Below are 23,825 nucleotides of genomic sequence, written 5' to 3'. Positions count from 1 at the left end.
GCGTTCGACTTGCATGTATTAGGCACGCCGCCAGCGTTCGTCCTGAGCCAGGATCAAACTCTCATTTTAAAAATGATAAGCTTGTTAGCTCATGATTATTTGTTTTATTGATTATTTCACGAATTGACTTCGCAAATGTTTGTCTCCAACCATAAATGATTGGAGGACCCTACACATTTGTTTGTCGAAAATTTTGTTCAGTTTTCAAAGATCTACTTGGCTATCAATCAGCGTTGTAACGCCTTTTGACAACTATTACAATATATCATGTGGAGCATTTTGTGTCAACAATTTATTTTAACAAAATAGTTTAATTAATTGCAACCACGACTTGTTCCTATGAAAAACTGCAAGAACTAGTATAACCCCACAAGCCAATGGGTGTCAACAATAAAAAAAGCAACAGCGAAATTCCCGCCATTGCTCATAAAACTAATTAGTCTTGGGTATTATCTTCTGGTCTCATTGTTGGGAACAAAAGAACATCTCTGATAGAAGGAGCATCGGTTAAGAACATAACTAACCGATCAATTCCAATTCCTAATCCACCAGTAGGAGGCATCCCGTATTCAAGAGCCTCAATATAATCCTCATCAATGCCTTCTGCCTCATCATTACCTTCTTCACGTTCCTTAACCTGGGCTTCGAATCGTTGCCGCTGATCAATTGGATCGTTTAATTCAGTAAATGCGTTAGCAAATTCGTTTGTGAGGATATAAAGTTCGAACCTATCCGTAAATCTAGGGTCATCCGCATTTTTCTTAGCTAATGGAGAAATTTCAACTGGATGACCGTAAATAAAGGTTGGTTGTTCAAGCTTAGGTTGGACTAAGTCCTCAAAGAATGCATTAATAATATGGCCGACTTTCCAATATTTCTCGTAATGAACACCATGTTCATCAGCAAGTTTCTTAGCATCGTCGTCGCTCATTTGTTGCCAAAAATCGACACCAGTATATTCCTTAACAGCATCAACCATGTGTTGACGCTTAAATTCTTTATTCAAGTCGATTGTGTGACCTTGGTATTCAACAATCCCACCATCTGTGACCGCCGCAGCTGCTGCCTTAAAAATGCCTTCAGTTTCATCCATAACGTCTTTGAAGTCGAAATAAGCTGCGTAAGATTCAAGCATCGTAAATTCAGGGTTATGCCTAGTATCCATCCCTTCATTTCTAAATACTCGGCCAATTTCGTAAACTCGTTCAAAGCCACCAACAATTAATCGTTTCAAATGAAGTTCAAGTGCGATTCTAAGGTACAAGTCAATATTTAGGGCATTGTGATGAGTAATAAATGGTCTGGCGTTGGCACCACCCGCTTGGTTATGTAAAACAGGAGTTTCAACTTCAAGGAACTCATTACCATCTAGATAACTTCTAACCGCACTAATAATTTTGCTTCGTTTCTTGAAACGCTCAAAACTATCCGGATTAGCAATTAAATCAAGGTATCTTTGACGGTAGATTTGTTCTTGGTTTTGTAAACCATGATACTTATCTGGCAATGGCCGCAAAGCTTTAGAAAGGAAAGTAACCGATTCTGCTCTAACAGTCAGCTCACCCATATCAGTCTTGATCAATTGCCCACTGATTCCGAGGTGATCACCAATATCTGAACGTTTAAAGATATGGTAAACATCTTCTCCAACAATGTCCTTCCGAACGTAAATTTGAATTCTACCACTACGGTCACGAAGATCAGCAAAGCCAACCTTTCCCTTACCACGTTTTGACATCATTCGACCAGCAATGGTTACTTTCTTATTCTGGTCCATCAATTCATCTTTATCTTCATTTTCATACTTATCATGAAGTTCTTGTGCCAAATCAGTTCTTTCAAACCGATGGCCAAATGGGTCGATTCCCTCTTCCCTGAGTTCATTCATCTTTTCACGACGAACTCTTAACTGATCATTCATCTCTTTATCAGCCACTTATATCCCTCCAATTTTTAAATACCTACATACAATAATAGCATATCTAGGCTAATAATTATTGAGCAATTTCGTGCTTTGATGCTTGTCGTTTGGCATTCTTTTCTAGGAATTCATCAAAAATATCATCCATAGCTTGTTCGCCATCAGCGTTATTCAGTGCTACCTTCGTTCTAGCCGAGTGAGATACACCTTTCAAATAGTATCCAGACTGACCTCTAAATTCATGAGAGCCTACGTAATCACCCTTTAACTCTACTAGGCGGTGTAAGTGTTCCTTAGCAGTTTGAATTTTTTCCTCAGGAGTTGGTTCTGGCAATATTTCACCAGTTTCCAAATAATGTTGGGTTTGCTTCAGTACCCAAGGATTTCCTTCAACGGCTCTTCCCATCATTACGGCATCCGCACCAACATATTCAAGCATCTTCTTAGCATCTTGAGGCGTCTTTACATCACCGTTACCCATAAATGGAATGGTCAATTCACTAGCAACATCCTTTAAAATTTCCCAGTTAGCATTTCCCATATACATTTGTTTTCTTGTCCGGCCATGCATTGCCAAGGCTGAGGCTCCAGCTTTTTCAGCTGCAAGCGCATTTTCAACCGCATAAATATGGTCTTCATCCCAACCAGTTCTCATTTTAACTGTCACTGGCTTTTTCACAGCATCAGTAACGTAAGAAACCATTTCATAAACCTTCTTAGGGTCTAATAGCCACCGGGCACCTGCATCAGTTTTAACAACTTTGTTTACTGGGCAACCCATGTTGATATCAATAATATCTGCAGCAGTGTTTTGATCAACAAACTTGGCTGCTTCAACAAGAGTTTCCTTAGTCCCACCAAAAATTTGAATACTCATTGGATGTTCCTTTGGATCAACGAACATCATATCCAAAGTTTTCTTGTTCTTATACATGATTCCGCGATCAGAAATCATTTCACATACTACTAATCCGGCTCCAAACTCCTTACAAATAATTCGGAAAGCTGAGTTAGTGACACCAGCCATCGGAGCAACAACGACTTGATTAGGAATTGTAACGTCTCCTATTTTCCATTCCATGTTTTCACCTCATAATATTAATCGAAAATAACGTCAATTATAGTAACACATGTACTAATTAATTAATAGTTACTTTGATTGATTTACTTTTGCTTCGGCCACCATCTCAGTTAACTCTGATTCATCATAGTGGTACTGATTCCGGCAAAAGTTGCAAGTTACATCAATTTTTTTATCTTCTGCTAAAATTTCTGAAAGCTGAGAAACTGGAATTCCAATCAAATCATTGCGGAATTTTTCCTTCGAACAGCTACATTTGAATTCAACGGGCATTTCTGACAAGAAGTTAAGTTCATCTTTGCCAAAAATCAATTGTAAAATATCTTCGGGAGACTGGCCTTTCAATAAAAGTTCCGACAGCATTGGTAGTTGTTTTAACCTAGTTTCCAGATTATCAATGGCCTCATCATCCGCACCTGGCATTACTTGAATCAGATACCCACCCGCAGCGCCAATCGTATTATCTGGCTCAACAAACACAGAAACCCCAACGGCTGATGGAATCTGTTCAGACTGAGCCAAGTAGTACGTGAAGTCATCACCAATTTCGCCAGAGGCTAATGGGACGCTACTAGTATATGGGTCGCCTTTTGGCTGGACCCTAGTTACTTCCAATAACCCATTGATTCCAACGGCTTGGCCAACATCGATTTTATGGTGTTCATTGAGTGGTAAATGAACGTGTGGCTCAGAAACGTAGCCCTTAACATGGCCCATCGAATCACTATCAACAACAATCTGGCCAACCGGACCCCCACCAGCAATTTTAACCGTCACTCCAGTTTCTCCTTTTTCCAAAGAAGTTGCTAGCATGGTAGAAGCAACCATAGTTCTACCTAATGCTGCTGAGGAAGCACTCCACGTATCATGTTTTTCCTGAGCGGTTGCTACCATTTGTTTGGCATTAATAGCATATGCCCTAAAGTTACTATCTTTGGTTGTGGCCTTTACTAAATAATCTTTCATTTTTTCACCTTATTTTTTCTAGAGTAATAAAAAATGAGCTTAGAGAATCAACCCTAAACTCATTTAGTCTATTCATCCTCGTTGTGACTATCAGGCTTATTGTCCTGATCACTCTTAGGTTGAACATCATCTGGAGTAAGTTCACCATCATTTGAATCATCAAGTGGCTTATTACTATCAGTATTGTTTTTCTCGATTTCAGCTTGACGTTGAGCTTCTTTTCTCTCCAATTCACGTTTAGCTTCCTCAAAGGTTGCTGCCCGTTCACTTGGAAATTCGTCAGAATTTTTATCTTCTGGCATTTTCCCAGTGTTATAAATTGAAAGAATCTGCTTTTCATCAAGTGTTTCGTATTTAAGAAGAGCCTCCGCAATCAACTTATGTTGCTCACGGTGTTCTTGGATAATCTTCATTGCATCTGCGTGACCTTGGTCAGTAAAGTTTTTAACTTCTTGATCAATTAAAGTTGCGGTGTCTTGAGAATATCTTGGGCCATATGCTTCTTGAGTTGGGTTTTCCAACTGAACTCGACCAAGCTTATCACTCATACCGTATTGGGTAACCATAGCCCGAGCGATATTAGTTGCTTGCTCGAAGTCATTAGATGCCCCAGATGATTCTGAATTGAAGATAATTTCTTCTGCGGCACGTCCACCCATCAAACCAGCAATTTGTTCCATTGCATCATGCTTAGACATAAGCTGTTGGTCTTCTTTAGGAAGCATAATAGCATATCCGCCGGCACGTCCACGAGGAACAATCGTAACCTTATGAACTACTCGGGCATCATTAAGAACAAGTCCAACAATTGTATGACCAGCTTCGTGGTACGCAACTGTTTCTCGTTCCTTTTGGGAAATAACCCGATTCCGTTTTGCGGGACCTGCGATAACCCGATCTTCAGCTTCATCAAGGTCAGAGGCATCGATTTGAGTTTTATTACGTCTTGCAGCTAATAACGCAGCTTCGTTAAGCAAGTTTGCTAAGTCAGCCCCAACAAATCCAGGAGTTTGCTTAGCAATTTCCTTCAAGTCAACGTTGTTGCTTAATGGTTTGTTCTTTGAATGAACTTTAAGAATGGCCTCACGACCATTGATATCAGGACGACCAACTAGAATCTTCCGGTCAAAACGACCTGGACGAGTTAAAGCTGGATCCAAAACATCTGCCCGGTTAGTGGCAGCGATAACAATAACTCCTTCGTTACCACTAAATCCGTCCATTTCAACAAGCAGTTGGTTAAGGGTTTGTTCACGTTCATCGTGACCACCGCCCATTCCAGCTCCACGTTTTCTACCAACGGCATCGATTTCATCGATAAAGATGATAGCAGGAGCGGCTTTTTTCGCTTGTTCGAATAAATCACGAACTCGACTAGCACCAACCCCGACAAACATTTCAACGAAGTCTGAACCTGAAATTGAGTAGAATGGAACGCTGGCTTCACCGGCAACTGCTTTTGCAAGCAATGTTTTACCAGTTCCTGGAGGTCCCTCAAGTAGCACACCATGAGGAATCTTAGCACCAAGAGAAGTGAATTTACTTGGATCCTTTAAGAATTCAACAACTTCTACCAACTCTTGTTTCTCTTCTTCTTCACCAGCAACATCTGAGAATCGAACTTTATTTTGTTTACTGTCAGCAGGCTTAGCTTTGGACTTACCAAAGTTCATTACCCGGCCGTTACCACCGCCTTGGCCACCTGCACGACCCATCATTACATAGATCATCCAAATGAATATGATTAGAGGCAGTACGTAAACTAATAAGTTAACCCAAAAACCACTAGATTCTTCGGGCTTAGCATTCATTTTAACGTCGTTAGACTGAGCAGCCTTAGTAATTTCAGCAATTGAAGAGTTATTTTCAAGAACACTAGACGTGAACTTCTTGACCTGCTTGGTTTGAGTTTGACCACCAATTAGAAGGCCAGTTTGCTCCTTAACTGACTGAGCTTTTCGATACTCACCGGTAATCTTATATACACCACCAGATGGTTGAATCGAGAAGTTTTTGATCTTATCGTCCTTAAGATTCTGGACGAATTGGCTAGACCGTATTTCTTCCGATTGAGTTGTGGTGTTGCTTCCGTTAAAGAAATAGATAACTCCCATAACCAACAAGAAGACCACGATGTAAAATAGACTGTTTCTAAAAAGCCCATTTTTATTTGAGTTCATCAACGTCCTCCTAGAATAAAATTTGTTTTTATATTTTTGATATTACCACATTTGACTAATTTTGACTATTAATTGTGCGAATAAACTTCAGGCTTTAAAACACCAATATACGGTAGATTTCTGTACTTTTCAGCATAGTCCAAACCATAACCGACAACGAATTCATTTGGAACCTCAAAGCCGATAAAATCGGACTTTGCCTCAACGACTCTCCCGGCTGGTTTATCAAGTAATGTACAAACCTTGATTGAGTTAGCTCCCCGTTCCTTCAAATTATCAATTAAAAATTTAAGGGTTCGACCAGTCTCAACAATGTCTTCCATAATCAAAACATCCCGACCACTAACATCAGTTGAGATATCATTTACTAATTGGACTTCTCCAGAAGATTGAGTCGTACCATGATAACTAGAAACATCAATAAAGTCCATTTCCATTTTCATATCGATATTTCTGACCACGTCAGTTGTGAAAAAGATTGCCCCCTTCAAAACGCTGATGACTACCGGAACCTTACCGCGATAGTCGTCTTTGACCTCTTCTCCAAGCCGTTTACAAGCATTTTGAATCTCTTCTTCACTATAAAGCACCTTTAAGATGTCGTTATCCATTTACAAATACTACCTTTCGTTTTTATTCACCAAGTAATACACTTTTGCACCGGCTCTATTCCGCTGATACGCAACCCGATATCCCAAAACCGCCAATATCGTTCCTTGATTGGAAACTAAAACTCGTATTAGCTCTCGTTGATCATTGGGAACCTTTCTATCGATCATCAACCTTGATACTTTTTGATGCTCAGTCTCACTAATGGCAAACTTATCACCTGAATTTATGGTTCGTACGGCTAAGGGAAAATCCCGTTCTGTCAGCAATAATTTTGCACATTGATAACCATCATGATTATCGATGTGCGTAAAAATGCCGAACGGTAACATCCCATCAAGCCGATTCCACCTGTCTAATACTAACATATCTTCAGTAGTTTTTTTATTGATTTTTTCGTGAATCTTATCCGCTTTTTTTATCGAAACAATCCCATACTCTTTAGACAAAAACGTCGATTTTGATAACAAGATTCTACCCTGCGGTTTTGATTCATTATTTATCAACTTAATTAATTGGACCAATTTTGAATCCGTAACGCTTTTAGTCTCCCCGTACCTACCTATGAGCTCCATGATTGCAAGTTTTTGAGTAGCTTCTGAGTATCGTTGTATTTTGTCAATCTCAAAACTGAAACGCTCCTTACTTGGAACTTTGATTTGACTAATGACTATATCAATCAGTTCTTTTTGACTGGCCAAAAGCTGGCGTAACTGGTTCGAATAACTCTCAAAATGGGCAAGCGCTTGGTCATTTTCCTGAACCAGGGCGGGCAAAATATCCAACCTTACCCTGTTACGAAACACATCACGTTCTTTATTAGTCTCATCTTCATACCAGTGAATATAATGGTTACTAGCATAAAAAATCAATTCTTCTTTTTTAAAACTTAACAACGGTCTAACTAATCGATACCCATGGAAGTTCCGAACTGGAGCAATTCCAATCAGTGAAGATAATCTACCACCACGAACCAATTTCATTAGCATACTTTCTGCAAGATCGTTTTGATGATGGGCCGTTGCCAAGATATCAATCCCAGTTTCATCTAAAACCCGCCTAAAGAATGAATACCTAAACTTACGACTCGCTGCTTCTACACCGGCTTTTGGATGATCAGATGGCATCCAATCTGCGGTGTACAGCGGTATGTGATTGCTCTCACAGTATTCCTTGATGAACTCCGTTTCTTCAACTGACTGCCGTCTCAAATGGTGATTTACATATGCAACTGCAACATTTAGTTTTAACTGAGAATGGAGTAACAGATTTAGTAACACCATTGAATCGACCCCTGTCGAAACTGCAACCAAAACTTTATTCTCTTCCTGAATCAGTCCGGAATGGACAAGATTATTATCAAACTCTTTTTGTAAATCCATTTAGATTCCCTTCAGTATAAAGAAAAAGCGACCATTTCAATTGTTGAAATGACCACCATTTTTCTATTTAATATCTCGTCTGCATAAATCAGACTAGCTTCGACGACCACCACGGCCACCACGTTTTCCTTCGGTGTTCTTCCGCAATGTGGATAACCGGTCCTCACTTTGCTTCAAAAATCCTGACATCAAGTCATCAAAACTATCGGTCTTAGATCCACCATGACCCTTGTTGCCTCGGTCATTCGAACGATTATTTTTTTCATGATAGTTTGAATGGTGATTACTCTCATGTTGAGAATCATGATTCCTATGACCTTCATGGTGTTCACGGTGCTCAGTTTCACTGTGCTCTTGAGCTTTTCTTATTGATAGGCTGATTTTGTTATCGCCTTCGATTTTCATTACCTTAACGGTAACCTCATCGCCGACTTTTAAAATATCATGAATATCCTTAACAAAGCCATCCGAAACCTCACTAATGTGAACAAGACCTGTCTTGTGTTCGCCTAAGTCAACGAAAGCCCCAAAATTAGTAATTCCTGAAACCTTACCGTTAACTTTTTCCCCAACTTCAATTGCCATGTAAACGAATGTTCCTCCTATGTAAATGTGGTTCAAGTATACCACATTTTATTTGATTTCAATTAACAGTCTTATAAAGATTTAACATTTCAAACAAAAAGTGTGTCAGAAGTTCCCCCGTTACTCTTCCAGACACACCCTTAGCTATTTAAATATCATGAAATCCTAGCGTAAATCGTCAATCGACTTATCTGGGAAGCTGTAAACAGTTTCTCCAGGTTTCGTGTAGTAATACCGCTGCCTTATCAACTTTTCAACGTAACTCTTATCGTTTAGCTGATCAACTTTGACGGTTAGCTCTTTATTCTTAGCCTTTTGTTGACGTAAGTTAGCCTGGCGATTTTCAATTTGACCATTAACTTGCATTAAGTTGGCTTTCGCTTGGATAATCTGAACAGCACAAATGAAAGTAAAAGCAACAATAACTGAGATCAAGCCAATTGCCCGTCTGCGCCGTCGCCGACTCAAATTAACAAAAATCTTGTGCTTTTGAAGTTCTTGTTCCTTTTTTCTTGTGAAGTCATTTTCTAATTTTTTTATTTTATTGGACTGTGTCATGTTAAATCCCCCGATCAAATAACACATCTTTCCTTTCATATTACAACATCCAGTTAAACATTGTCTAGAAAGAGTTCTTTAATCGGGAATTTTTTTACCGTTCGCGAAAATCTTGCTGATAATCTTCGCTTATAATTTCATACATTCTCTGAGCATCGTCCTTCTTTGTAGTATCCAATAACTCATGAACTTTGACGGTCAGGGTCTTATTACCAAATTTGATGACTAGTTCATCCCCCGTGGATACGTCTGTCGAAGATTTAGCTACCCGACCATTTACCGTAATTCGCCCTTGATCAGCAATTTCTTTTGCCACCGAACGACGCTTGATGATTCGTGACACCTTTAAAAATTTATCTATTCTCATATCTTGACCTTCTTCTTAAGATTTTGGAAACCAGTGGAATCGATAACCACTCTCGCCGATTAAACACAGAGAGCCACATACATAATGCAAAGAATGTAACTACCCCAACTGGAACACTGATTGCTACCTGAATTAAATCAGATAGTCTTGAAGTATCATTACCAAGTATGCTTACAACGATTCTACGAGCAAAGTCGACTATCATTCCCATGCCAACCCCAGTGACTCCTATCTTCAATATTTGACGGTGGTTGAAATATTCATAAATATTATGGCCATCAATTAGTCTAATGATAACAATCGTAACAACTAAGCCAATCAAAGTGGCATAACTTGCACCCATTATTGAGAAAGTAGCTACAAACATTCGATTGATCAAAATTTTAACCAGCAATCCGCCAGCAATTCCTATCATACTTGGAAGATAAGTGGACCGGCTTTGCATAAGAGTATTGTATATCAAAATGATAGAGGTAAGTAGGATGCTAAGACAATAAAATCCAATAGTCAGACTGTATTCATCAGTCGCAAATAGCAGCTTATTAACTTGAGCACACAGAACCAATATTCCAATACTCATCGCGACAGCTAATGCAACATTAACCGATGCCATCGAGGAGGCCAAGTGACGATACGTTTTATCTTGACGGAGATTAATTGCCTTAACGAGCCCTGGTAGGGCAGCACTAGTAGCAGAAGTTGTAATTACCAACCCTAGTTGGACCAGAGTTTGAGACCGATCATATACCCCTTTGATCGATTGAGCTTGTGGCATCGAGAAGCCATATTTTAACAAACCAGAAACAACGCTGAATGAATCCACTAACTGGAACAACAACATTACCGACACAACCAAGCAAATTGTGCCACCTTCCAGTAGCAAAGCTTTTAAAATCCCTCGTTTGTCAATAACCGGTCTTGTTTTAAAATCCAAGTTAACTCTATGGCGGTAATAAAAAATCAAGCATGCAGAACCAACTGTCGCAATTGGAGCACTCAACATAGCGAAAGTTCCCATTTCATGAGGTTCCAATGCAACCTTAGCAGACCACCAGGCAACAACTAAGATGACTGTCACCCGAATGACTTGTTCAAAAACCTGTGATACCGCGGTTGGAATCATTTGTAAGTTTCCTTGAAAATACCCCCGCCAACTTGATAAAAATGGGACCAGCAAGAACATCCAAGAAACCGACTGGATTACGGGAGCAAGCTGAACATCCGTCATCATTCTAGCGATAAAATTAGCCCCAATCTGAAGACTAAAGAATATTAGGATGCAGACTAAAGCCAAACTTTTCTCAACGAATCTTACCGTTTCAACCTGCTCAGCATGATTTTTTGAATCAACCACTAGTTTTGATATCAGGACGGGCAATCCGGTTAATGCAATTGTCATCGCAATACCGTAAAAAGGATAAATCTGCTGATATACGTAAAAGCCAACGTTGCCCACCATATTCTGAAACGGAATTCGGTAAATCGCACTCAGAAATTTAGCAACAAACGCAGCAATCGTAAGCATTGACGTTCCAGCAACAATTATCTGCCGGCGTGATTTAGTTTTCTGATTTCTCATCTTGCTCATCGTTATCAGCTCTACTCGAGGCAAGATCACTTAACAGTGCGTTAAGTTGATCCAGCCAATCCTTCATCGTTTTTTGAATCGTCAGCTTGATTTGATATTTATCATCCGCAGAGTTAACTGCCGCTCTGTATTTGGTCTGAGCGATTGCCTTCAACAACTGCTTACTATCAAACACCTTTGAAGCCATTTTACTAAACGTAATCGTTAATACAAAATCTTTTCGTTGAATTTTTTCGACAAGCGCGTTATCTGCGTTCATCTTAATTTCAGCGATTTTTACTAAGTTGGTTACTGCATCTGGAAAATCACCAAATCTATCTATCAAGTCATCGGTAATTTCATCAACTTGATCCTTGTTTTCAACTTGCCTAATTCGCTTGTACAACTCAATTTTTTGTTGGTTATCATTGATGTAGTCATCGGGCAGATAGGCTTCAATATCAAGTTCAATCGTCGCATCAGTTCTATCGACCACTTGCGTACCACGCTTTTTACTAACCGCATCCACAAGCATTTGAGTATACAAATCATATCCGACAGAATCAACAAATCCATGCTGTTGTTTGCCAAGCAGGTTACCAGCACCACGAATCGACAGATCTCTCATCGCTATTTTGAATCCAGAACCAAGCTCCGTGAAATCACGAATTGCCTCCAGCCGTTTCTCACCGACCTCAGTCAACACTTTGTTCGGCTGGTACATAAAATAAGCATACGCAACCCGGCTACTTCGACCAATTCGGCCCCGAAGTTGATACAACTGTGAGAGTCCCATTTTATCAGCATTTTCAACAAACATCGTGTTGACGTTAGGAATATCAACCCCAGTTTCAATAATCGTTGTTGTAACCAATACATCAAAATCACCATTAATAAACTGATACAGAACATCTTCAAGAGTATTTTCGTTCATCTGCCCGTGAATATATGCGATTTTTGCATCCGGCACTAACTGATTGAGTTGATCAACTGTCTTTTCAATATCACCCACTCGGTTATGGAGATAAAACACCTGTCCACCACGATCCATTTCGCGATGTATGGCATCCCTAATTGCCGGTGCATTCTGTTCCATCACGTAGGTTTGAATTGGATACCGATTAGTTGGTGGCGTCTCAATAACTGACAAATCACGAATTCCCATCATCGACATATTAAGCGTTCGAGGGATTGGCGTTGCTGTCAACGTCAACACATCAACGTCACTTCTAATTTCTTTAATTCGTTCCTTGTGTTTAACTCCAAATCGTTGCTCTTCATCGATTATGAGTAGTCCTAGGTCTTTAAACTTAACATCCTTTGAGAGTAACCGATGGGTACCAACCACCACATCCACAGTCCCGTTAGCTAAGCCCGCAAGAGTATCCTTAACCTGTGCTCGGCTCTGGAACCGTGATAACACGCGAACCTCAATTGGGTTGCCAGTAAACCGATCACTCATTGTCTCAAAGTGCTGTTCCGCCAAAATTGTTGTTGGAACTAAAAAAGCAACCTGCTTACCAACTTCGACGGCCTTGAACGCAGCTCTGAGAGCCACCTCGGTTTTACCATACCCAACATCCCCAACTAGCAACCGATCCATTGGTCTAGGGGTTTCCATATCTCGTTTGATTTCATTGATACTACGCATTTGATCTGGGGTCTCAGTATAGGCAAAGGCATCGTCAAACTCGTGCTGTAGGGTATCATCCTTAGGAAAAGCGTAACCCTTTTGAGCACTTCGTTTGGCATACAATTCAATTAAATCATCAGCGATGTCCTCAATCTTGCTAGCAACTTTTTGCTTGGTTTTAGCCCATTCACTACCACCAAGTTTATTGATGCGAGGCTTTTTGTCCTCAGATGAAACGTACTTCTGAATTAAATTTAACTGAGTGACCGGAATAAATAATTGGGCATTATCCTTATAGGTAATCGTTAGGTAGTCTTGGTGCTTCCCATCGACTTCCATCGTCTTCATGCCCTCGTAGCGACCAATTCCGTGATTGACATGAACGACGTAATCGCCTGGCTTCAAATCAGTATAGCTTTTGATTCGCTCAGCATTATTAAACGTAGTCATCCGTCGTTTTTTCTTGGTGACCTTTTGGAACATTTCCTTTTCGGTCAAAATGACTAATTTGGAAGCTGGAACTTCAAAACCACCCGTCAAACCATTATTTAATATCTGGACCCGATTTTCCATAATGTTATCGGCATCAGTACTGACCGCACTAATTTCGAAGTCATTTAGCGTTAATTTGACTTTCTGAACTCTGTTATTATCACCGATTAGAATCAAAACAGTAGTACCTAGCTTCTGCCACCGATCAATTTCGCCCTTAAGCATTGGCATCGATGAAAAGAACTGTTGAACAGGGCGGGTCGTGATTGTATTTAGCCCATCAAATTTCATATTACCAAGCCCTTTTTGGAACAGGGACAGCAGAATTTTAGCGTGTTTATCTCTTTTAAACTCAGTCTTGAAATCGGTTGTGTAACTAATACCAGGCAGAAACTGATGATCATCAGCTTTCGAAGCTAGCCAATCATCAATATCTAATTCAAGTTGTTTGTCAGATTCAACTTCTTTAGTGTATTCATCAAACAAAACAACCCCGTTGTCGGATAAGTAATCCAACAGCGAGTTATTCTTTGGATAAATTAGTTTTGAGTAAAGTAACCACGCTGGATCATTGATTCCGTTATCCAAGTCAGCAGTTTGGCGCTCAATATTGTTAGCCAATATTTTAAAAGCATCATCATCTAATTCAGCCTTTTCTGCATCAAGCTTTTCGGTCAACTGCGCGATTAAATCTTGGCGCTGATCATCAGTTAACAACAGGTCCGTTGCCGGCAATACCTTAACGTGGTCAATGCTTTTAATACTTCTTTGACTAGCAACGTCAAACGTTCGCATTGAATCAACTTCGGTATCGAAAAAATCAATTCTAATTGGCTCATCTTGATTAAGTGGGTAGATATCAACAATAGATCCCCTTATCGAAAAGTCGCCTGGGGCAGCCACCATTTTCACAAAGGAATACCCCATTTGATGAAGTTTTAGTTTTAATTTACCAAGTTCAAATTCACTGTCCATCCCAATTTCGAGATTAGCATCACCAAACTGTTCTGGGCTAGGAAGAAGGCGCCTGATTCCTGAAACGGAAGTAACGATGATCCCAGGTTTACCTGATAATAGATGGTTTAGCGCCAACACTCTGGCCGCTTTATACTCAGGAGAACTGGTGGCCAATTCACTTGCACCAATTTCTTCAACTGGAAATTCAAATACCTTATTTTCATCAGTAAGACTTGATAGGTCGCTCACAAATTGATCCGCCGCTGCGAGGGTTTCTAAGACGACTATCACGGGAGACTGTATGGTTTGTAGAATATTGTTTGCAAACACAGCCCGAGCAGAACCATTCATCCCAGTGACAAGTTGGCGACTATTGGGCGTTATTCCAGCAACCACCGCTTTAAATTCAGGAATTTGTTCAAAAATATGATTGAGTTGCAAAATGCCTACCCTCCTACGGTTTTACGGTAATTCTAATTATACTTATTTTCTAGTTCTTGGATTGTCATGCCCTTAATCCAATCTTCAATTGCTGAAACGGCATGATCCTTAGCTTGATTAAATTCTGGTAGCTGGTCCTTTGTAAACTTACCCAAAACATAATCAACCACTTTTGCCTTAGCCGGATGCTGAATTCCAACTTTAATCCGGGTAAACTCAGTCGTTCCTAAGTGGTTGATAATACTCTTTATTCCATTATGACCACCAGCGGAGCCAGAATTTCTTAGCCGAATTTTACCAATAGGCAAGTCCATATCATCATGAACGACGATGATATCATCCGTTGGAATATCAAAATAGTCACTGATTGGGTTAACGGCCCGACCAGACTCATTCATAAACGTTGTTGGTTCAACAACAATGACTTTTTCTCCGTTTACGATTCCCGTTCCGTACTTAGCATCCATTTTTCTCGTTGAAATTTCAATATTATTATCTTGGGCAAATTGGTCTACCACCATAAAACCAGTGTTATGGCGAGTTTCAGTATACTGAGGGCCAATATTTCCAAGGCCAACGATCATTTTCATTATAAATTCCTCACTTTTCTAGCACGAAAAGCTGAACAAAGGATTGTTCAGCAACTGTACTTTTGCATCCGATAAATTATAACACAAACCACTCTCCTCAACTCTAACCCGTAACAAAATTTTCAACCCAGATTGTGAAAATCAGAACTAATATATGATATACTTTACTTGTGCCAATAAAATGTTTAGGAGATGATCTTTTTGACACTAGAACGACAAAAAGTAGCTTTAATCGGTGACGGTGCTGTTGGTTCAGCCTACGCCTACGCAATGATGCAACAAGGACTTGCTGAAGAGTTTGTAATTGTTGATGTTGTTAAAGAAAGAACTGAAGGGGACGCTCTTGACCTTGAAGATGCCCAAGTATTTACTTCACCAAAACACGTCTTCTCAGGTGACTATTCTGACTGTGCTGACGCTGACTTAGCAGTTATTACTGCTGGTGCAGCTCAAAAGCCCGGCGAAACCCGATTAGACTTAGTTAACAAGAACCTCAAGATTATGCAATCAATTATCAAACCTTTGGTTGCTTCTGGATTCAAGGGCATTATCGTTGTTGCCGCTAACCCAGTTGATATCTTGACTTACGCTGCCCAAAAGTTCTCTGGCTTCCCAAAGAACAAGGTATTCGGTAGTGGTACTTCATTGGATACTTCACGTTTACAAATTGCTTTGAGCAAGAAGTTGAACCTTAACCCACAATCAATCAACGCATACATTTTGGGTGAACATGGTGATTCAGAATTCGCTGCATACACTGCTGCAACTGTTGGTGGCGAACCACTTCTTAACCGTGCAAAACGGGCCGGCCTTTCTGATAAGGACCTTGAAGAAATCGAAGATGGTACTCGTAAGAAAGCTTACGAAATCATTAACCGTAAGGGTGCTACATTCTACGGTGTAAGTACTGCTTTGATGAGAATTTCAAAGGCAATCCTTCGCGATGAAAACACTGTTCTCCCTGTTGGTGCTCCAATGGACGGCCAATACGGCTTGAACGACATTTACATCGGTACTCCAGCCGTTATTAACGCATCTGGTGTTGCTGAAGTAATCGAAGTTCCATTAAGCGACAGTGAAAAAGAAAAGATGCAAAAGTCAGCTGATACATTAAGAAAGACTACTGAAGACGGTATGTCAAACCTTTAATATCAACTAACATTTTGTGATTTTACTGATCCCCCACCTTAATTTGGCGGGGGATTTTTATTTGTAAATAACCTGGCTATCATACCTTTCTTATCAAAATTAGAAATTTTTTAATACTTTTGTCATCTTTTTTCGCCTTTTTGTCGGTATCCTATGGTATTATTAAAATGTAAGTTTTTAAAAATCGGGAGGAATTCTCATGTTATTAAAAAGCCTTGTAAAGCCTAAAGAACGGTTAGTCACGGTTACCGAAAATGCCACGCTTGAAGAAGCTCTGACCATTCTAGAAGATTCAGGCTATCGTTGTGTTCCCATCTTGGATGAAACTGGTACTATTTTCAGAGGGAACATCTACAAAATGCACATTTACCGCCATAAGTCACGTGGTGGCGACATGTCATTACCAGTAACTACATTACTAAAAAACGCCACCAAATTTATCAACATCAACTCAGCGTTTTTCCAAATTTTCTTCTCAATCAAGGATTTACCATTCATTGCAGTTCTTGATGAACGAAACAATTTCTACGGAATCCTCACCCATACCCGACTTCTAGACATGTTATCTCAGTCTTGGAATGTTAACATTGGTAGCTACGTTCTTACCGTTGTTTCCAGTGGCGAACGTGGTGACCTTGAAGAAATTGCCCGAATCATAACTAAGTATACTTCCATCGCAAGTGTTATTTCCCTTGATGCTCAGGAAGGAGAACTGGTTCACCGAATCATGTTCACCCTTCCCGCTGAAGTCGATGAAGATCGTTTAAACCGAATTATCGCTGCTTTAGAGCGAAAAGAATTCAGAGTTCCTGAGGTTGAAAATCTTAAGGACGAACAATAAATAGTACTGATAAAAAAGGACCAAAAGTCAAATGACTTTTGGTCCTTTTTTAACCCTCAAAATACAGTTTCAACCATTCATCTAGTTAAAACTACCCTCTAAAATAAGATAATTCGTACTATGTAAAGTGGCATCCTATTCAAAATCAATCATCGGCGATTCCAAGGCTAATTCGTAGCGCCTTATCTACCTTCACCATCTTGCCATTTGAGAGATGAGTTACCTTATCTCGCAAACGCTGTTTATCAATTGTTCTGACCTGTTCAAGAAGAATCACAGAATCTCTTTCGATTCCGTCCCCTGCGGAGATTCCGACATGAGTCGGCATTTTCGGTTTAGAGATTCGTGCCGTAATTGCGGCAACGATAACTGTCGGACTGTAATGATTGCCAATATCATTTTGGACAATCAGTACGGGCCGCATTCCTCCTTGCTCAGAGCCAACAACCGGTGAAAGATCTGCATAGAAAATGTCACCACGCTTAAACGCGACATCTACCATTAAAACATTCCCCCATTAAAATAAAAATTTAATTGGCCTGATTGTTCTCAAAGCTCTGGTTTCGAAACTGGGTTAGGTGCAGTTCAGCATCGTCCTCACTTGCTAAGAAGTCTTTTGTTATTTCACGATTTAAATTGGCCATCTCTCGATAACCAGTCATCAGAGAATTAATTGTCTTGGGATCCTCGAAAAAGTAGTTCAATAAGATGTTGGCTGACGACTTTTGGGAAGACTCCATTGTCTTGCAAAAATGCTCAACTTTCAGATTGAAATGGTCGTTGATCACTAACGAAAAATTCTTTTTACTCGCTTTTTCCATAGCAATACCCCTAATTTCTAAACTTTACCTACTAATATACCATTAAAAAGCATAAACAACAAAGGATTCCCAAAATTTATCCGGGCTTTTATACGTACTTACGTTTTAGTCGGTCGCTAAAACCGCAAATTATCTCATAGTTAATTGTCCCAACATATTCGGCTAAGTCCTCAACATTGATTTCAGCATCGCCTGATTTACCAATAATCACGACTGGTTCGCCAAACTGGTACTCTTTATCAAGTCGAATCATAATCTGATCCATGCAGACCCGACCAACAATTTCACATTTATGCCCATCAACCAAAACTGAAAATCCTTGTAACTTGCGACACAACCCGTCAGCGTAACCAATTGGCACAGTGCCAATCCATTCATCCTGGGCAGCCTCATAAGTTGCTCCGTATCCAATGTGAGAACCTTTCTTAACTTTCTTCACGTAAACTAAGTTTGATTCTAAACTCAAAGCTGGCTTTAAAGGATAAGGAGTAGAGGTAATTTCTCGTTGAGAAGGATTTAGCCCATAAGCTGCGATTCCTAGTCTGATCATATTGCCACCACAGGCTTTATGCCAAAGGCTAGCAGCTGAGTTAGCCACGTGAACGTATTTTGGCTTGCGACTAAGTTCAGCCATAAACTTTTTGAACTTAGTTACCTGACTATCAAAATAAGAAGTATTCCTCTCATCTGCGGTTGCGAAGTGGGTAAATACCCCCTCCACCTCAACAAAGTCACTAGCAGTTTTAATCTCATAAACTGCATCGGCAAATTCAGCTGGTTCTTGAAACCCAATTCTGCCCATGCCTGTATCAATAGCCAAGTGAATCTTAAGTTTGGTTTGACAGCCAGCCTTTTTAAGATGATCAGCTGCCAACTGTACCCACTTAGGTGAACTAACGGTCATAGAGATATCATTCTTTACCGCTACAATCGCATCCTCTGGATTACTAATTCCCAAAACTAGAATTGGTTGAGAGAACCCAGCTGCTCTTAATTCAAGCGCCTCATCCATCAAAGCAACACAAAAGCCATCAGCTCCAGCCTGTTCCGCCGCCCTAGCAACTTGAACCGCCCCGTGACCATAACCGTTTGCTTTAAGAACAACAAACAAGCTGTCACCATTTGTTAAGTTTTCCCGTGCATGGGTAATATTTTCTCTAATCGCAGCTAGGTTAATTAATAACTGCGTATCTCTCAAAGTAGCGACTACCATTGAGTTAATTCCTCTTTTCTAGTAATACTTCCGTCATTACCATTGAATTGGTATGCGAAATTGATAAGTGGGCAACTAAATCGTAAGGCTGCTCTTTAATAATTGGCTTGCCGTGATCGTCATTGACAATAGTTATATCCTGAAAATGGACTTTTGAACCCAGACCAGATCCGATTGCCTTTGAGTATGACTCCTTGGCCGAAAAGCGACCAGTAACAAACTCCAATTTTCGTTTATCTGACAAACTTGCCATGGCTTTAATTTCCGTTGGCGTCAAAATTCGATTTAAAAACTTCGGACTCCGTTCAAGAGCCGATTTTACTCTGTTAATTTCGGTGATATCAACACCAATTCCCAAAATCATGACAACTTCACCTACATTTCCAGTCTATATATTACCATAAAAAGCCAGGTATCCGGCTTTTTATCGCGGTTACCTGGCATTTTTTATTGTAAATTTATGATTACTGCTGTTGTTTGACTTGTGGTCACCCTTGATGCGTGAGCCAGACTTGTCATACTTCTTGTGGCTAGAATGGTTCCGATCGCGATCATTACTTCTTGAACGACCGCCACCATTGCGTCCACCGCCGTTACGGTTGCCACCGCCATTACGACGACCACCACCGTTACGACGACCACCACCATTACCACGACGACCGTGACGAGAAAGTGGTCGTTCGGGAGTGATTTTGACCTTAACGTACTCTCTAGTAGTATCGTTAAGTAAAGCGGCAACCAAATCAGTTGCTTCGTACTCGTCAAGAAGCTTAGTAGCCATCTTTTCGTACTTAGCAGTGTTAGTGTGCTTAACTAAGCGACCAATTTCTTCTTCAGCTGAGTTAAGTTGACCAATAAAGGCCTCATCGTCAGTAGGTGGCTTCAAAGGCAACATTCTCACCTTGGTCAATTTTTCAATTTCCCGAAGGTAATCCATTTCGTTTGGCGTAGCAAACGTAACAGAAACACCATGTTGGCCGGCACGACCAGTTCTACCAACTCTATGAACATAACTATCAGGATCTGAAGGAATATCGTAGTTATACACGTGCGTTACTCCAGAAATGTCAATTCCTCGAGCAGCCACATCAGTGGCAACTAAAATATCGATCCGGCCCTTCTTAAAGTCGTTCATAATTTGAGTTCTTCTTGACTGAGTCAAATCACCATGAAGGCCTTCAGCTTTATATCCACGAGCTTCAAGTCCCTTGGCAACTTCGTCAACTCGACGCTTAGTCCGACCGAAGACAATGGTTACCTCTGGGTTTTGAACGTCAAAGAATTTAGTCATTGTATCAAACTTTTCAAATTCTTTAACTCGTACATAGTACTGATCAATCAAGTCAGTGGTTAATTCCTTAGCCTTGATCTTAACGTGATGAGGGTCCTTCATAAATTGAACCCCGACCCGTTTGATTTCTGGAGGCATCGTTGCTGAGAAGAGCAATGTTTGCCGTTCTTCAGGAGTCTTGCTGATAATAGACTCGATGTCATCTAAGAATCCCATGTTAAGCATTTCATCTGCTTCATCAAGAACTAAGAATTTAAGATGTTCTAATTTAAGGGTATGACGACTAATATGATCAAGGATTCTTCCTGGAGTTCCAACCACAATTTGTGGATGGCTCTTCAAAGAGTTGATTTGGCGTCTGATATCAGCACCACCGTATACAACTTGAACCTTTGCCTTTTCGTCTTTACCTAATCGATACAACTCTTCTTGAGTTTGAATCGCTAATTCTCTAGTTGGGGAAATAACTAAGGCCTGGATGTCTGGATTATTTAAATCAATATTTTGTAAGATTGGCAAACCAAAAGCAGCTGTTTTACCAGTACCAGTTTGCGCTTGTCCAATAACATCCTTACCTTGCAACACCATCGGAATTGTTTCCGCTTGGATTGGGGTTGCCTCTTCAAAACCGCTGTTAGAAATTGCTGTTAATAAGCGGTCTGATAATCCTAATTCACTAAACTTCAAAAATGTTTCCTCCTAAAATTCGAAACAACAGGGTACCACCAACCGCTGGGAAAAAATCCGTTTTCCTTGGAGCGCGCTTGGCTTGACCTAATGATTCCTAAATCAATAACCTGACAAGTATACAACGTTCACCTTTAATTAGCAAATAAGATTGCAACTGTCAACAACATAAAAAGGGCTCAAAGTAGTCACTGATCCACTCTGCCCCCTCACTACGTACTATTCTACTACAAACGTTTTTATCTATACTAGCTGCGAAACAATATTTTCTAAATGAATCCCATGACTCGCTTTCAACATGATTGCATCGCCTGGTTTAGCCAGACTCTGAAGCTCGCTAGTCACCTGATCAAGTGAATCTTTACTAAACAGACGAACGTGATCACCGTATTCTGGAGCTAGCTTATCATACAGTGCCTTGATGTCCGAACCCACTAAGAAAACATCATTGATTTTACTTGGATTGAGCTCGCTTGCCAACGATGCATGCATCGCAGGCGAATCCGTACCGAGTTCAAGCATGTCACCTAGCACGACTATTTTTTTACCAGCCACTTCAGTCCCCGAGAAAACAGCGAGAACTTTTTTAGCAGCCGTTGGGTTTGAATTATAGACATCACTTAAAATCGCAACATCATTCTTACCATTTAACCATTCAGTCCGGTTTTTAGTTAAATCAAGTTCCTTCAAACAGTTAACCGCGACTTCTGGCCTAATTCGGAACACTTTACCAACTGCTAATGCCGCCAAAGCGTTTGTAACGTTATATTCACCGATTACCGGAATTGTATACTCGATGTCTTCAGAAATATTAGCCTTGAATTTTGTCTCGTACTTACAATCAATAATTTCTGTTGGATATAGATTATTGTGTTTATCAGTACCAAACGTCATCTTTTGAAAATCAAGAGATTCAGCCCTTTCATTCAACAATGGTTCGTCGCCATTATAAATGAAAAAGCCATCTTCTTTAAGGCCGTGAGTAATTTCCATTTTGGCATCAGCAATCTTATCCCTAGTCTTAAAGAACTCAATATGGGCTTCACCAATCATTGTAATGACCGCAACATCAGGTGATACTAACCTGCTTAGAAAATCGAGTTGACCTGGTCGATCCATCCCTAACTCAACAACTAAAAACTCAGTATTAGATTCCATCTGCAACACAGTATACGGTACACCAATCTCATTGTTGAAGTTATCATGCGTTTTTACCACGTTGAAATTCTTACTTAAAACTGCTGCAACCATATCCTTAGTGGTTGTTTTACCATTACTACCAGTAATAGCAACGACCCGTGGATTGATTTTATCAAGGTAATAACGACTCAACGCTTGAAATGAAGTTAATGGGTCATCAACAATCAATACCGGAATAGAAACTGGCAGTTCCTCGAGATGGTCACGAGCAAACAAAGCAGCGGCCGCACCATTAGCAGCCGCACTATTGATGTAGTTATGACCATCATGCTCTCCCTTTAGTGGAATAAACAACCCATCCTGCGTAATATTGCGACTGTCAAAATTCACATTCGTTATTTCTATTTGAGCCTGTTTATCAGACACGTATGTAGTATCAGCATCGATTGCCTTAGCAATCTCAGCAATTGTCATTCTCATTTAAATACTCCCGTTAACAAAAATATTGTAAGTGAAACTATTATATCATGAGTAAGCCCTCTGGAGCCTACTCATCCCACTCAAGTTCCCAATCAGATTTTGCCAAATCATAGGTTAACTCACCAACTGGGTGGGTATTTTCCATTAACCTTGAAGTTTTAATAACCGCTGAAAGTTGTTCAGGATTATTAAGCATTCTCAAAGGAATTGGATATTTTTTGTGCTTCTCACTGACTGAATCAAACACAATAAACAGACCGTCATTTGCTCTAGTGATCAAATCAATTAGCATCGCGTTGTCGATATCCTTGATTGCAAGTGGCCGCAGAAATACCCGCCGAGAATTGTGGATCTCCCGAAGCTTTCGTTTAATGGCAATTTCAAGAATGTGATTAAATTCGGAAAATCGGCGGTAATAGGTCCTTAATAGTCCATCACCGTCGGTCAAATAAATGTACCGATTAAGCAACTTTGAAGAGAACGGTCTAGACGACATTGGCGTTTGCATGTGACCTAAATACAATAACTCAGCAATTTCATAGGCCGTTAAACTATTTAAACTTTCTTCACTAGCAAAATCAATTATCTTCTTTTCAGTATGCGGATCCCTCAAAAGATACCTTCTTAGGTCTCCTGATCCGCGCAACAATTCGAATCTAGAATGAGAATTATAACCATTGGCAGCATTACGATTGCCATCGAGCAAAATGACATTATCAGGCAACTCTTCCAATCCGTTCATAAAGTCAGCAGCAGTGATTCCGCTAGACATTATCATGTTTGCGATTGGATTCGTATTGATAAATAAAAAGTTGCCTTTCATCTTGGTTATTCCCCATTCCGTTTTATAATTTAATTGTACTCTAAAAGTTTA

At 40.1% G+C, this 23,825-nt stretch carries 21 protein-coding genes and 1 rRNA gene; 2 read left to right on the top strand and 20 right to left on the bottom strand.

Going from position 1 to position 23,825, the window contains the following annotated elements; genetic code table 11:
• From QOW94_RS06005 to pth, 13 genes are all read right to left on the bottom strand, one after another.
• Positions 1-69, bottom strand: a 16S ribosomal RNA gene (locus QOW94_RS06005); the annotation flags it as partial.
• A gap of 367 nt (positions 70-436) precedes the next feature.
• Complete coding sequence (lysS, locus tag QOW94_RS06000) at positions 437-1,921, bottom strand: lysine--tRNA ligase (protein WP_349630349.1); 1,485 nt, start codon at positions 1,919-1,921, stop codon at positions 437-439.
• Positions 1,922-1,994: 73 nt separating this feature from the next.
• Positions 1,995-3,002 (bottom strand): tRNA dihydrouridine synthase DusB, encoded by a 1,008-nt coding sequence (dusB, locus tag QOW94_RS05995; protein ID WP_283679355.1) that lies wholly within the window; start codon positions 3,000-3,002, stop codon positions 1,995-1,997.
• A gap of 69 nt (positions 3,003-3,071) precedes the next feature.
• Positions 3,072-3,968: an Hsp33 family molecular chaperone HslO gene (gene hslO, locus QOW94_RS05990; RefSeq protein ID WP_283679353.1), complete on the bottom strand. Its 897-nt coding sequence runs from the start codon at positions 3,966-3,968 to the stop codon at positions 3,072-3,074.
• A gap of 68 nt (positions 3,969-4,036) precedes the next feature.
• Positions 4,037-6,148, bottom strand: coding sequence for an ATP-dependent zinc metalloprotease FtsH (gene ftsH, locus QOW94_RS05985; RefSeq protein WP_283679352.1), 2,112 nt, complete (start codon positions 6,146-6,148; stop codon positions 4,037-4,039).
• Between the two features lie 68 nt (positions 6,149-6,216).
• Positions 6,217-6,759, bottom strand: a complete 543-nt coding sequence (hpt, locus tag QOW94_RS05980; protein WP_283679351.1) for a hypoxanthine phosphoribosyltransferase — start codon at positions 6,757-6,759, stop codon at positions 6,217-6,219.
• 9 nt (positions 6,760-6,768) lie between these two features.
• Positions 6,769-8,139, bottom strand: a complete 1,371-nt coding sequence (gene tilS / locus QOW94_RS05975; protein ID WP_283679350.1) for a tRNA lysidine(34) synthetase TilS — start codon at positions 8,137-8,139, stop codon at positions 6,769-6,771.
• 93 nt (positions 8,140-8,232) lie between these two features.
• Entirely contained in the window at positions 8,233-8,724 is a 492-nt protein-coding gene (locus QOW94_RS05970; protein ID WP_283679349.1) for a S1 domain-containing RNA-binding protein, read from the bottom strand.
• 165 nt (positions 8,725-8,889) lie between these two features.
• Complete coding sequence (locus tag QOW94_RS05965; RefSeq protein WP_283679348.1) at positions 8,890-9,282, bottom strand: FtsB family cell division protein; 393 nt, start codon at positions 9,280-9,282, stop codon at positions 8,890-8,892.
• Between the two features lie 94 nt (positions 9,283-9,376).
• A complete protein-coding gene (locus QOW94_RS05960; RefSeq protein ID WP_283679347.1) occupies positions 9,377-9,649 on the bottom strand; it encodes an RNA-binding S4 domain-containing protein in 273 nt (90 codons plus the stop codon).
• Complete coding sequence (locus tag QOW94_RS05955) at positions 9,636-11,237, bottom strand: putative polysaccharide biosynthesis protein (protein WP_283679345.1); 1,602 nt, start codon at positions 11,235-11,237, stop codon at positions 9,636-9,638. Before QOW94_RS05955 ends, QOW94_RS05960 begins: the two co-directional genes overlap by 14 nt.
• On the bottom strand, positions 11,209-14,739 hold the full coding sequence (gene mfd / locus QOW94_RS05950; protein WP_283679344.1) for a transcription-repair coupling factor: 3,531 nt from the start codon (positions 14,737-14,739) through the stop codon (positions 11,209-11,211). The genes QOW94_RS05955 and mfd overlap by 29 nt, the downstream gene beginning before the upstream one ends.
• Before the next feature lie 32 nt (positions 14,740-14,771).
• A complete protein-coding gene (pth, locus tag QOW94_RS05945) occupies positions 14,772-15,329 on the bottom strand; it encodes an aminoacyl-tRNA hydrolase (protein WP_283679342.1) in 558 nt (185 codons plus the stop codon).
• A 192-nt stretch (positions 15,330-15,521) separates the two neighbouring features.
• On the opposite strand from pth, the gene QOW94_RS05940 reads away from it, so the two are divergent.
• The gene (locus QOW94_RS05940; protein WP_283679341.1) at positions 15,522-16,478 is read left to right on the top strand and encodes an L-lactate dehydrogenase; all 957 of its coding nucleotides are present in this window, start codon (positions 15,522-15,524) and stop codon (positions 16,476-16,478) included.
• Between the two features lie 199 nt (positions 16,479-16,677).
• Entirely contained in the window at positions 16,678-17,319 is a 642-nt protein-coding gene (gene cbpA, locus QOW94_RS05935) for a cyclic di-AMP binding protein CbpA (protein ID WP_283679340.1), read from the top strand.
• A gap of 145 nt (positions 17,320-17,464) precedes the next feature.
• Here the strand turns inward: cbpA and QOW94_RS05930 are convergent, their stop codons facing one another.
• From QOW94_RS05930 to QOW94_RS05900, 7 genes are all read right to left on the bottom strand, one after another.
• Positions 17,465-17,821, bottom strand: a complete 357-nt coding sequence (locus tag QOW94_RS05930; protein WP_283679339.1) for a type II toxin-antitoxin system PemK/MazF family toxin — start codon at positions 17,819-17,821, stop codon at positions 17,465-17,467.
• 28 nt (positions 17,822-17,849) lie between these two features.
• The gene (locus QOW94_RS05925) at positions 17,850-18,140 is read right to left on the bottom strand and encodes an antitoxin (protein ID WP_283679338.1); all 291 of its coding nucleotides are present in this window, start codon (positions 18,138-18,140) and stop codon (positions 17,850-17,852) included.
• Positions 18,141-18,228: 88 nt separating this feature from the next.
• The gene (gene alr / locus QOW94_RS05920; RefSeq protein WP_283679337.1) at positions 18,229-19,353 is read right to left on the bottom strand and encodes an alanine racemase; all 1,125 of its coding nucleotides are present in this window, start codon (positions 19,351-19,353) and stop codon (positions 18,229-18,231) included.
• Between the two features lie 4 nt (positions 19,354-19,357).
• Positions 19,358-19,717: a holo-ACP synthase gene (gene acpS, locus QOW94_RS05915; protein ID WP_283679336.1), complete on the bottom strand. Its 360-nt coding sequence runs from the start codon at positions 19,715-19,717 to the stop codon at positions 19,358-19,360.
• A 69-nt stretch (positions 19,718-19,786) separates the two neighbouring features.
• A complete protein-coding gene (cshA, locus tag QOW94_RS05910) occupies positions 19,787-21,331 on the bottom strand; it encodes a degradosome RNA helicase CshA (RefSeq protein ID WP_283679335.1) in 1,545 nt (514 codons plus the stop codon).
• Between the two features lie 243 nt (positions 21,332-21,574).
• On the bottom strand, positions 21,575-22,951 hold the full coding sequence (locus QOW94_RS05905; RefSeq protein WP_283679334.1) for a UDP-N-acetylmuramoyl-tripeptide--D-alanyl-D-alanine ligase: 1,377 nt from the start codon (positions 22,949-22,951) through the stop codon (positions 21,575-21,577).
• A gap of 67 nt (positions 22,952-23,018) precedes the next feature.
• Positions 23,019-23,774: a hypothetical protein gene (locus QOW94_RS05900; protein ID WP_283679333.1), complete on the bottom strand. Its 756-nt coding sequence runs from the start codon at positions 23,772-23,774 to the stop codon at positions 23,019-23,021.
• Positions 23,775-23,825: the final 51 nt, after the last annotated feature.

This window comes from Lentilactobacillus sp. Marseille-Q4993, assembly GCF_951230165.1.
Classification (GTDB): domain Bacteria; phylum Bacillota; class Bacilli; order Lactobacillales; family Lactobacillaceae; genus Lentilactobacillus.
This window is presented reverse-complemented; position numbering and strand designations above follow the sequence as displayed.